Raw genomic sequence first — 9,700 nt, 5'->3', positions numbered from 1 at the left:
CGGCGCCCCGCCCGTGGTGTCGTGGGCGCCGCCGATGGGGTCAGGTCGTGGGGTCGGTGAGGTGGTCGAACTCGCCGGCTTTGACGCCCTGGAGGAACTTGGCGAACTTGAGGGGGGTGGTGCGGACGATGATCTCGCCGTCGTCTGACTCGCGCAGCTCGATCAGTCCGTCGACCGCGCGGACCTCGACGCACTCATCGTGTGCACCGCTGTAACTGGATTTCTGCCAGGTATCAGGCATACCGACCCTCGATTTCCTTCATGATTGATCGGATGAATTCTCGTGACTTGTCCTCGGGCAGGGCGGCAGCGTCCAAGCGGGCGAAGACCGAGCGGTAGCTCGACAGGTGCGCCGGGGAGTCGAAGAACTGGACAGCGTGGGCGACATCCATCTGGACCGTATCCAGCTCCGGAGTCACGCCTTCGGCGAACGTGAGGTTCTCGCTGGACCCGGGAAAGGTGTCGGTGTCGAACGACATGACTCTGATCGTGATGCTCGGAGCCTCGGACGCCTCGATCAGGGCGCCGAGCTGTTCTGCGAGGATTCTTGGGCCGCCGAACTGCATCCGTAGTGCTGCCTCGTGGATGAATGCCTGGTAGGGAACCCCTTGGGTATGGAGGATCTGGTGCCGCTTCATCCGGAACTCGGTTCGCAAGCCGATGTCCTGCTGGGTGGGCAGTGGTGTGGCGCGCGAGAACACGGCTGAGGCATAGGCACTCGTCTGGAGAAGTCCAGGAATGTAGGTGGTCGTGCAGGTGTAGAGCCCGCTGGCGTGGCCCTCGACCTCTGCCACTTCGAGGAAGTCGGTTGCCAGCTTGCCTCGGTACTCCTCCCACCAGCCCTTCCCTCGTTCGGTAGCCATGTCGGCGAGCGCGTCGACCAGGGGAGCGTTTTTGCAATCGCATGCGGCTGCGACGGTCCGAAGGCGTTCGGCGCTGACGCCGATCTTCCCTGTTTCCATCTGCGTGACCTGCGTGGGGTTCAGCCCGAGCGCGCGGGCGAGCTGGCTGCCGCCGAGACCGGCTTGCTCTCGCATCTTCCGCATCTCGGCACCGAGGCGGCGCTGGCGAAGGGTTGGGTCGCGGCGAAGCGGCATGTCGTCCTCTCAGTGTGGCGTGGGAGCAGTCTGCCGCGTGCGCGATGAGTCGGTCCATCGAGGTTTGAGGGGGATTGGGCCCCACGTTCCCACGTGAGGGGGATCCTTCCGCATCGCGCCTTCAATTGAAGACGCTTTGCGCTATGGTCTATCTCACATCGATCCGATGGATCGTCAGTAACGCCTGTTCCCAGGGCAGTAGGCGCCTGCTGCCCGCGCACCGCAGAGCAGCCGTACGCGGCACTCCCAGTCCCGTTCCGGCCTGGCTCACGGCGACGTATCCGCCGGTTCCGCCACACCCACCCGACCCCTCTCCGCCTCTCTTCGGAGGTCCCTCATGTGTGCCTTCACCCTGCCCGAACCGCCCGACTGGTCCGCCGCCCGTGAGGAGCTGCGCGAGGCCCTCGACCTCGCCGGCTGGCCCGACGACCTCATCCACGACGCCGAACTCGCCCTCTGCGAGCTCTACGTCAACGCCTGGCGCCACGGCGGCAGCCCCGCCCCGCTCGTCGTCGTCCTCCTGCGCGACCACACCCTGCGCGTCTCCGTCGCCGACGACAACCCCCACCTCCCCGAACCCCGCACCCCCGCCGACCCCTACGCCCTCTCCGGCCGGGGCCTGCACCTCGTCCGCTCCCTCACCCACCGCTTCGGCACCGACCCCCGCAAGCACGGCAAGCGCGTCTGGTTCGAACTGGACTCCGCCGCGTGAGCACCACCCCCGAACCCGACCCCCCACACCCCCGCGACACCGGAAGGAACCAGCCGTGGGAGTCCTGATCCCCCTCGTCACCACCACCACCCACACCGAGCGCACCACCGTCGCCTACCTCACCGTCGAACCCGTCCCCGACGCCACCCTCCAGCTCCGCCTCGCCGTCGACCTCGACATCCACACCGGCCCCGGCGAACAGCTCGCCCTCCCCCTCACCCACGCCCAGGCCCACGACCTCCTCCACGACCTCGCCGCCCACCTCGGCCACCGCGTCCTCGGGATCCGCCGATGAGAACCGGCACCGCCAACTTCCTCGTCGGCGCGGCCCTCCTCACCCTCCTCGCCCTCGCCCTCACCACCGTCGCCCTCGGCGTCCTCACCACCCTCAAGATCAACCACCACCCCCCACCGCCACCCTCACCCATCACCCCCCACGGCCGCTGGGAGCTCCGCACCCGCCCTGACGGCACCCACGAATACGCCTGGATCGCCCGCCAGGCCGGCCACTACGGCCCCGAAACCCACCACCGCACCGCCCCGCAGAAGAAACCTGGGCGCCACGCCATACCGCACTGACCGGACGCCCGTGCCGGGGTGATGGGCCATCCGCCCGTCGCCCCGGGCGACCCGGATGGAATTCCCGGTGGCCGTGGCCCGCGACCGGGCAGAATCGGGACCATGTTGACCATCGGATCCATCGTGTTGGGTGTCGCGGACGTGCGGCGGGCCGTCGACTTCTGGACGGAGGCGCTGGGCTACGCGGCCCGCGACGAGGTCGAGGACCACTGGGCCGTCCTGGAACCCGCCGAGGGGCCGGGCGTGCAACTGGCACTCGGCCTCAGCGAATCGCCCCTCCAGGAGCACCCCCGCGTCCACCTCGACCTGTACACGGCGGACGCCGCCGAGCAGGCGGCCGAGATCGAGCGCCTGCTCGCGCTCGGAGCCAGCTCGGTCGACTGGGACAGCTACCCCGAGGACCCGGACTTCGTCGTCCTCGCCGATCCCGACGGCAACCGGTTCTGCGTGATCGACACCAGCCACGGCTGACGGCCCGCCGGGCCCTCGTCAGTCGCCCTGTCCGTCCTGTTCGCCCTGCTCGCCCTGCTCGTCCGCCCGGTGACGGCGGCGGTGGAGACCGTGCCGGTGCTCCCCGTCCGGCGCCCGGGGGAGCCGGCTCTCCAACCCGGTGCGGAGCCGCTGCGTCAGTGTCCCGGCGGCGGTCGCGAGGAAGACGAAGTTGTAGACGATCTGCAGGATCACCACCAGCCGGGGCCCCTGCCCGGCCGCCGTGATGTCGCCGTAGCCGACGGTGGCCATCGTGACGACGGTGAAGTAGAGCGCGTCAAGCCGGGTGTGCAGGCCGTCGAACTCGCCCACCGAGGCGGCCAGCACGTAGTACGTGCCCGCGAAGACGTTCATCGACAGGCAGATCAGCACGACCAGCCACAGCCCCGGCCGTCGGCCCGTCCCGCGCAGCAGGTCGAGGACCCGGCCCAGCAGCAGGCCGCTCAGCAGGGTCAGGACACCGGCGAACACGAGCCAGCTGAGGACCGGGCGGCGTTCGCCGAAGTAGCGCAGCGGCAGCGTGAAGTACGCGAGCATCAGCACGGCGAACGAGCCGAGCAGCAGGAACCAGGCCCGCACGTCGACGCGGTGCTCCTGGGCGAGGGGGGTCGGGGTCGCGGACATCCCGCTCAGCCTGTCGCAGTGCCACCGGTCCCGCCCGCCGGGCTGCTCCGAACGGACCGGCCGGCCACGGCGGGGCGCGGACACGACGAAGCCCCCACCGTTGCCGGTGGGGGCTTCGTCGGAGAAGCCTCAGGCCGTGGTCGTGGTCCGGGGGGTCTCGGTGGCCTTGGTCACATTGGTCGGCGCGACCACCTGCGGGGCCACCGGCTGCTGCGGCGCGGTCTGCGCCTGCGGAGCAGCGGTGCTCTGCGCCGTACCCGGCGCGGCGGCGGCAGCGGCGTCCGCGGCCGGAGCCTCGTCCTCGCGCAGCGCCTTGGTCTCCGCCTTCAGGATGCGCATCGACTTGCCGAGGCCACGGGCCATCTCCGGCAGCTTCTTCGATCCGAACAGCAGGATTACGACAGCCAGCACCACCAGGAGGTGCCAGGGCTCAAGACCGTTCCGCAGCATCCCCGGCCACCGGTCCCTTCTTGTCTAGAGTCACGGGTGGGCAAAGCGCCCGACCTGGCCAGTATGCATGGCTGCGGAGGCGAACGTATACACCGGTCGGGAAACGCTGGTCAAAAACCAGGTGTCGACCAGGCGGATGGCGATTAGTCGCAGGCCCCGCGGTGAATTCCGGCCACCGGGTCAATTGCCGTATCCGATGATGAGGCCGCAGAACACCGCCGCCACCAGCGCCACCCCGACCGACAGCACCAGCAGGACCCGGGTGCCCGGCAGCGGCGCCCCGGCGCGGATCGCCGCCTCGACGCGGATCCACCGCCGGTACGCGGTGGCACCGAGCACCGCCCCGCCGAGGGCGCAGACCACGGCCAGGGCGATCCGCAGCGGCGCGGGGGCGACGTCGGGGGTCAGCTGGTCGACGGCGATGCCGCCCGCGAGCAGGCCGAGTGCCGTCCGGATCCAGGCCAGGAAGGTCCGCTCGTTGGCCAGCGAGAACCGGTAGTCCGGCTCGCCACCGCCCGGCGACCGCGCGCCGTCCGCCTCCGCCTCCGGCCCCGGCCCCGGCCCCGGCCCCGGCCCCGGCCCCGGCCCCGGCTCCGCCTCTCGCCCCGGCTCCCGGTCCGGCATCGGCCCTCCCGCCGCTCTCCCGGTGTTCCCGTCGAACCCCAGGCTGCCCTGGCACGCCCGGCCCCGCAGCTCAGGACCGGGCGCGCCGTCCGTCCGGCGGGAACTCGGGTGCGGAGGGCGGCCGGCCTCGGCCAGACTGCCGCGATGAGCATCGACACGGCCGGCCCCGCGACCCCCAGCCCCGCGACCCCCAGCCCCGCCCAGGAACGAGCCCTGCGGCACGTCACGTCGCTCGCCACCGGCGGCCCGCTCGCCGCCGGACTGCGCATCACCCTCAACTTCCACCCCGACCGGGCCGACGGCGGCCGGGACATCCTGGAGGCGCTCGCCCAGGACGGCGTCTACCGCTCCCAGTTCGTCACCGGTACCGGCAACGGCGGCCTGACCGCCCACCCCGGCGGCGACCGCTGGCGCTGGGAGAGCCGGATCTTCGGCGGCGCCTACGACGAGGCCCCGGCCGAGGAGCGCCCGGTGTACGGGGCGCTGGACTACCGGCGCAAGCCCGTCGGCGCGGCGCCCCGCTTCGGCTCCGCCCATCTCTGGCTCGCCCCGCACGCCCTCGCCCGGGCCACCTTCTGCTACCCGGACAGCTACCTCGACCCGTCCGACTTCGGCACCGCCGACCGGATGGCCCTGATCGCCCTCGCCGAGGCCGACGACGCGGATGAGCTGGACGACTACATCGAGGCCCAGGTGCACGGGCCGGTCCGGCTCGACGGGGACGTGGAGGCGGTGGTGCTGGACCCGAGCTACCGGGGCACCGCGGTCGAGGAGCGGGCCCGCCGGCTGCCGTGCCCGCTCGCCTGGCACCCCGGCCTGCGGCTGTCGACCGAGGAGCTGAGCCGCCACCCCGACTACCGGGGGCCCGAGTTCGTCGCCCTCGGCCTCGCGATCGCCGAGGACGGGCTGCTCGACCCGCGCGTCATCGGTGACGCCGTCCGCACCGGCCGGCACGATCCGCAGGCCCTCAAGCGGGTCTGGCACTACCTGGCGCGCTTCGGCTCGCCCGTCGAGTAGCCGGCCGGCCCGCGCTCCCGGCGGTGTGTCCGGCCCGCGGCCCCGTGAGGTCAGCCCCCGGTCGGGTCGGTGTCCCGACGGGCCAGCAGGTAGCCCCGTCGGGTGGCCGCCTCCTCCGGGAGGCCGGCCCGCTCCAGCCGCGCCTCGACGGTGAACCCGGCCTCCGTCAGCAGGTCGGCGACCCGCTCCGACTCCAGGAAGTGGAAGTCGATGGCGACGGAGTGCCCCCACCACTCGTCCAGGCGCCGCACCTCGCTGCCGAGGTGGAAGGAGACCAGCAGGGTGCCGGACGGCCTCAGCACGCGCCGCATCTCCTCGAAGGCTGGCCGCAGCTTGCCCGGCCCGAGATGGATCACCGAGTAGAGCGCGACGGCGGCCGCGAACTCCCTGTCCGCCGCCGGGAGCCGCAGGAGGTCCCCCTCACGGAACTCGGCCGCGGGGTGCTCCCGCCGGGCGATCTCCACCATCCTCGGCGACAGGTCGATCCCGACCACCGCCGCGCCGTGCCCGGCCAGCCACCCCGCGACGTGCCCCGGCCCGCAGCCGAGGTCCGCCACCGGCCCGCCCCGGGCCTCCTCCACCACGAGCCCGAGCAGCGCCCGGTCCACCGGCTTGTGGGCCAACTCACCGCCGATCCGCCGCCGGTACTCCTCCGCGACGACGTCGTAACCGGCCCGGACCCGTTCGTGCTCAGCACTGTGTGACATGCCCGGCAGCCTGGCACGCCGGAGCCGGCCGGCGACAGCCTCCGGGCGGACGGGCGAGAGCCCCCGCCCGGGTGGGCGGGGGCTCTTGATGACGCGCGGGGGCGGGTTGCTCCGATCAGCTTCTTCGCTCAGACGGCGGCGGGTTCGGCGCCCTTCCGGTCGGTGCCCTCGGCACCCCCGGCACCCTTGACGCCCTCGGTGTCGTCCGTGGCCGGCCGGGCGGGGAGGTGGGACATCAGGCGGTAGGCGAGGAGGGCGGCGCCGACCGCGAAGACCAGGCCGACCAGGGCGGCCACGTGCAGGCCGTCGGTGAAGGCGGCCCGGGCGGTGTCGAGCAGCTCGGTGCCGAGGCGGCCGGGCAGCTGGGCGGCGACGGTGACCGCCCCACCGAGGGTGTCCTGGGCGGTGCGGGCGGCCTCGCCGTCGATCCCGGCCGGGAGGGCGCCGTCCAGCCGGGACCGGTAGACCGCGGCGCCGGCCGCACCGAGCAGGGCGATGCCGAGCGAGCTGCCGAGCTCGACCGCCGTCTCGGAGGTGGCGGAGGCGGTACCGGCCCGCTCGATCGGTGCGGCGGAGACGACCATCTCGGCGGTGAGCGTCATGGTGCCGACGGTGCCGGCGGCCAGGACCCCCGCCGCGGAGAGGATGAGGGCGAGCGGCGAGTCGGCGCCGACCTGGGTCATCATCGCGAAGCCGGCCGCGCCGATCAGGAAGCCGCCGGCCATCAGCACCGCCGGCCGGACCTTCCCGGCGAGCGCCGCGCCCAGCCCGACCGCCGCACCGACGCCCACGCTGGGGACGAGCGACCAGAGCGAGGCCGTCAGCGGGCTCATGCCCTTGACCAGCTGCAGGTACTGCGAGGTGAAGAGGGTGAAGCCCATCATCGCGAACATCGCGACCATGTTGACGCTGATCGCCCCGGTGAAGGCGCGGATCCTGAACAGGCTCAGGTCGAGCAGCGGGGCGGCGGCGGTGCGCTGGCGGAGGACGAAGAGGGCGGCGAAGGCCAGCCCGACCGGGACGGCCGCGCCGGCGAGCGGGCTCCAGCCGTCCACCGCGAGGGTCTTGACGCCGTAGACCAGCGGCAGGATCGAGGCCAGCGAGAGGCCGGCGCCGAGCAGGTCGAAGCCGCCCTGCCGCGGGGAGCGGTACTCGGGCAGCAGGAAGGGGGCCACGACCAGCAGCAGGGCCATCACCGGGACGGCGACCAGGAAGACCGAACCCCACCAGAAGTGGGCCAGCAGGAACCCGCCGACGACCGGGCCGAGCGTGGCGCCGGTGGTGAGGACGCCGCCCCAGGCGCCGAGGGCGATCTGCCGCTGCTTGGGGTCGTGGAACATGTTCCGGATCAGCGCGAGGGTCGAGGGCATCACGGTCGCCCCGGCGGCGCCGAGCACGGCGCGGGCGGCGATCAGCTGGCCCGCGCCGTCGGCGTAGGCGGCCAGTACCGAGGCCCCGATGAAACCGGCGGCGCCGATCATCAGCAGCCGGCGCCGGCCGATCCGGTCGCCCAGCGAGCCCATCGTGATCAGCAGCCCGGCCAGCAGGAACGAGTACATGTCCATGATCCACAGCTGCTGGGTGCCGCTCGGCGCCAGCGTGGTGGAGATGTACGGGACGGCGAAGAAGAGCACGCCCATGTCCATGGTCAGGACGAGCGTGGGGAGCAGGAGGACGGCCAGGCCGATCCATTCGCGACGGCCTGCGCGGCCGGTGGTTGCGGTCATGGGGAAGACGGTACGGGCGTGTCAGACGCTTGTCTAGTACAAGCGTCTAAATCATTTGTCTCAGGCTTCCGTGTGAGACGAACGTGCAAGACATTTGTCCAGGCAGGCCGTAGCATCGGGCCATGGGAAATCGTGAGGACCTGCTGGCCGGCGCCAAGCGCTGTCTGTACGAGAAGGGCTACGGGCGCACCACCGCCCGGGACATCGCCACCGCCTCCGGCGTCAGCCTGGCGGCGATCGGCTACCACTTCGGCTCGAAGGAGGCGCTGCTCAACGCGGCGCTGATCGAGGCGACGGGGGAGTGGGGCGTCGCACTGGGCGCCGTGGTGGCGCGCGCGAACGAACTCGCGGACGGGCCGGAGGAACGGTTCGTCGCGGTCTGGGACGGGGTGAAGGAGACCTTCGTCGAGCACCGGGGCCTCTGGGCGGCGCAGTTCGAGGCGATGGTGCAGACCGACCGGGCACCCGAGCTGGCGGCGGCGCTCACCGCGGCGCAGAAGGGCGGGCGGCTCGGGCTCGCGGCACTGTTCCAGGGCCTCGCCGAGGTGCCGGACACCGAGGACGAACTGGCCCGCGGGATGTTCTACCAGGCGCTGCTGGTCGGCCTGGCCGCCCAGTGGCTGGCCGCGCCCGAGATGGCGCCGACCGGGCGGGACTTCCTGCGCGGCCTCCAGCTGGTCGCCCCCACCGTGCTGGGCGCGGCCGCGCCGTAGGCCGCTATGGGCCGCTATGGGCCGCGTCGTCCGGCGGGGGCGGCTACGCCGTGACCGCCGTCAGCAGCACCACCGAGTCGACGTGGGCCAGCAGCCCGTGCCGGTCCTGCGGGATCGGGTGCAGCTGGCCCGCCGACAGCTCCTGCAGATGCCCGGCGACGGTGAGCGAGACCCGGCCCCGCAGCACCTGGATGCTCGCGGCGGCGGGGGCGTTGTGCTCGTCCAGCGACGTTCCGGCGGTCAGCGCGATCACGGTCTGCCGCAGCACGCCGTCGTGCACCACGAGGTGGGCGCTGCGCCCGTGCGGGCTCTCGGTGGCCTTGGCCGCGTGCTCCACGGCGAGCTGTTCGAGATCGACCATCGGGTGTCCTCCTGGGCCTGCCTGCCGGGTCCGTCGCCGGGTCCGTCGCCGGGCCCGCCTGCCGGGCCGTTCGCGGCGGCCCTGGGGCCAGCGTCGCGGACGGGCCCGGCTCCCGCACCCCGGAGCAGCTCGGCGTGCGGGGATCGCCGACTGCGCCCATGGTGGACGCATGGCGACCAATGACAGTTTCCTCAGTGGCTTCCAGGTCAACCGTTCGCTGCTGGCCGGCGGAGCGGTTCTCACGGGCATCGGCGCGGTGCTCGGCGCGGCCGGTGCGGCCATGGTGTGCGCGGCGCTGGCCACGGCCGGGCGTACGTGGATCAGGCGGTTGGAGACCCCGCCGACGGCGGTCGCGACGGCCGTCGCGCAGCGGGCGCTACGCGAGGCGAAGGTGGCCTCGGCGGCCGGCTGGGAGGCCTGGCGCGCCGAGCACAGCTCGCCCAACTGAGCGCCCCCGGGCGCGGTCCGCGTGCCGTCCCGCTGGCCGCCGGTCCGCCCCGCCGCCCTCTCCACCGTCCCGCCGCGCCGCCCGGCTTCACCCGGGCGGCGCAACCGTCGTGACCGCGCGGGCGGGAGGAGCGCCGGCGGGCCGCCATGGGG

15 protein-coding genes are annotated in these 9,700 nt (G+C 72.9%); 7 read left to right on the top strand and 8 right to left on the bottom strand.

Features of this window, described 5'->3' with window-relative positions; all coding sequences use genetic code 11:
• Positions 1 to 40: 40 nt before the first annotated feature.
• On the bottom strand, positions 41 to 241 hold the full coding sequence (locus ACFWA9_RS33800; RefSeq protein WP_380392438.1) for a DUF397 domain-containing protein: 201 nt from the start codon (positions 239 to 241) through the stop codon (positions 41 to 43).
• On the bottom strand, positions 234 to 1,097 hold the full coding sequence (locus ACFWA9_RS33795) for a helix-turn-helix domain-containing protein (protein ID WP_380392436.1): 864 nt from the start codon (positions 1,095 to 1,097) through the stop codon (positions 234 to 236). The genes ACFWA9_RS33800 and ACFWA9_RS33795 overlap by 8 nt, the downstream gene beginning before the upstream one ends.
• A 337-nt stretch (positions 1,098 to 1,434) precedes the next feature.
• Here ACFWA9_RS33795 and ACFWA9_RS33790 point away from each other — a divergent pair, with 337 nt between their 5' ends.
• From ACFWA9_RS33790 to ACFWA9_RS33775, 4 genes are all read left to right on the top strand, one after another.
• Complete coding sequence (locus tag ACFWA9_RS33790; protein WP_380392434.1) at positions 1,435 to 1,809, top strand: ATP-binding protein; 375 nt, start codon at positions 1,435 to 1,437, stop codon at positions 1,807 to 1,809.
• A 55-nt stretch (positions 1,810 to 1,864) separates the two neighbouring features.
• The gene (locus ACFWA9_RS33785) at positions 1,865 to 2,104 is read left to right on the top strand and encodes a hypothetical protein (protein ID WP_380392431.1); all 240 of its coding nucleotides are present in this window, start codon (positions 1,865 to 1,867) and stop codon (positions 2,102 to 2,104) included.
• Positions 2,101 to 2,388, top strand: a complete 288-nt coding sequence (locus tag ACFWA9_RS33780) for a hypothetical protein (protein WP_380392450.1) — start codon at positions 2,101 to 2,103, stop codon at positions 2,386 to 2,388. Before ACFWA9_RS33785 ends, ACFWA9_RS33780 begins: the two co-directional genes overlap by 4 nt.
• Before the next feature lie 102 nt (positions 2,389 to 2,490).
• Entirely contained in the window at positions 2,491 to 2,859 is a 369-nt protein-coding gene (locus tag ACFWA9_RS33775; protein ID WP_352298303.1) for a VOC family protein, read from the top strand.
• Positions 2,860 to 2,877: 18 nt separating this feature from the next.
• On the opposite strand, the gene ACFWA9_RS33770 is transcribed toward ACFWA9_RS33775, so the two are convergent.
• The 3 genes from ACFWA9_RS33770 to ACFWA9_RS33760 form a co-directional block, all read right to left on the bottom strand.
• Positions 2,878 to 3,501, bottom strand: a complete 624-nt coding sequence (locus ACFWA9_RS33770) for a potassium channel family protein (protein WP_380392428.1) — start codon at positions 3,499 to 3,501, stop codon at positions 2,878 to 2,880.
• 129 nt (positions 3,502 to 3,630) lie between these two features.
• Positions 3,631 to 3,951 carry a Sec-independent protein translocase subunit TatA gene (gene tatA / locus ACFWA9_RS33765; protein ID WP_329488441.1) on the bottom strand — a complete coding sequence of 107 codons (321 nt, stop codon included), beginning with the start codon at positions 3,949 to 3,951 and terminating at the stop codon, positions 3,631 to 3,633.
• Positions 3,952 to 4,131: 180 nt separating this feature from the next.
• Positions 4,132 to 4,575, bottom strand: a complete 444-nt coding sequence (locus ACFWA9_RS33760; protein WP_380392426.1) for a YidH family protein — start codon at positions 4,573 to 4,575, stop codon at positions 4,132 to 4,134.
• A 144-nt stretch (positions 4,576 to 4,719) separates the two neighbouring features.
• Between ACFWA9_RS33760 and ACFWA9_RS33755 the strand changes: the two genes are divergently transcribed.
• Complete coding sequence (locus ACFWA9_RS33755; RefSeq protein WP_380392425.1) at positions 4,720 to 5,592, top strand: DUF3626 domain-containing protein; 873 nt, start codon at positions 4,720 to 4,722, stop codon at positions 5,590 to 5,592.
• Positions 5,593 to 5,642: 50 nt separating this feature from the next.
• Here ACFWA9_RS33755 and ACFWA9_RS33750 read toward each other — a convergent pair whose 3' ends face one another.
• Both ACFWA9_RS33750 and ACFWA9_RS33745 read right to left on the bottom strand, forming a co-directional pair.
• Complete coding sequence (locus ACFWA9_RS33750) at positions 5,643 to 6,299, bottom strand: class I SAM-dependent methyltransferase (protein WP_380392422.1); 657 nt, start codon at positions 6,297 to 6,299, stop codon at positions 5,643 to 5,645.
• Positions 6,300 to 6,427: 128 nt separating this feature from the next.
• A complete protein-coding gene (locus ACFWA9_RS33745; protein WP_380392419.1) occupies positions 6,428 to 8,026 on the bottom strand; it encodes an MFS transporter in 1,599 nt (532 codons plus the stop codon).
• A gap of 122 nt (positions 8,027 to 8,148) precedes the next feature.
• Here ACFWA9_RS33745 and ACFWA9_RS33740 point away from each other — a divergent pair, with 122 nt between their 5' ends.
• Positions 8,149 to 8,739: a TetR/AcrR family transcriptional regulator gene (locus tag ACFWA9_RS33740; protein WP_380392416.1), complete on the top strand. Its 591-nt coding sequence runs from the start codon at positions 8,149 to 8,151 to the stop codon at positions 8,737 to 8,739.
• Positions 8,740 to 8,782: 43 nt separating this feature from the next.
• Here the strand turns inward: ACFWA9_RS33740 and ACFWA9_RS33735 are convergent, their stop codons facing one another.
• Positions 8,783 to 9,100: a cupin gene (locus ACFWA9_RS33735; protein ID WP_329488429.1), complete on the bottom strand. Its 318-nt coding sequence runs from the start codon at positions 9,098 to 9,100 to the stop codon at positions 8,783 to 8,785.
• A gap of 169 nt (positions 9,101 to 9,269) precedes the next feature.
• Here ACFWA9_RS33735 and ACFWA9_RS33730 point away from each other — a divergent pair, with 169 nt between their 5' ends.
• Positions 9,270 to 9,548 (top strand): hypothetical protein, encoded by a 279-nt coding sequence (locus ACFWA9_RS33730; RefSeq protein WP_329488428.1) that lies wholly within the window; start codon positions 9,270 to 9,272, stop codon positions 9,546 to 9,548.
• Positions 9,549 to 9,700: the final 152 nt, after the last annotated feature.

Origin of the sequence: Kitasatospora sp. NPDC059973 (assembly GCF_042737525.1) — a bacterium.
Taxonomy (GTDB): Bacteria; Actinomycetota; Actinomycetes; order Streptomycetales; family Streptomycetaceae; genus Kitasatospora.
The sequence above is the reverse complement of the archived record's forward strand: the minus strand, read 5'-3'. Positions and strand labels throughout refer to the sequence as shown.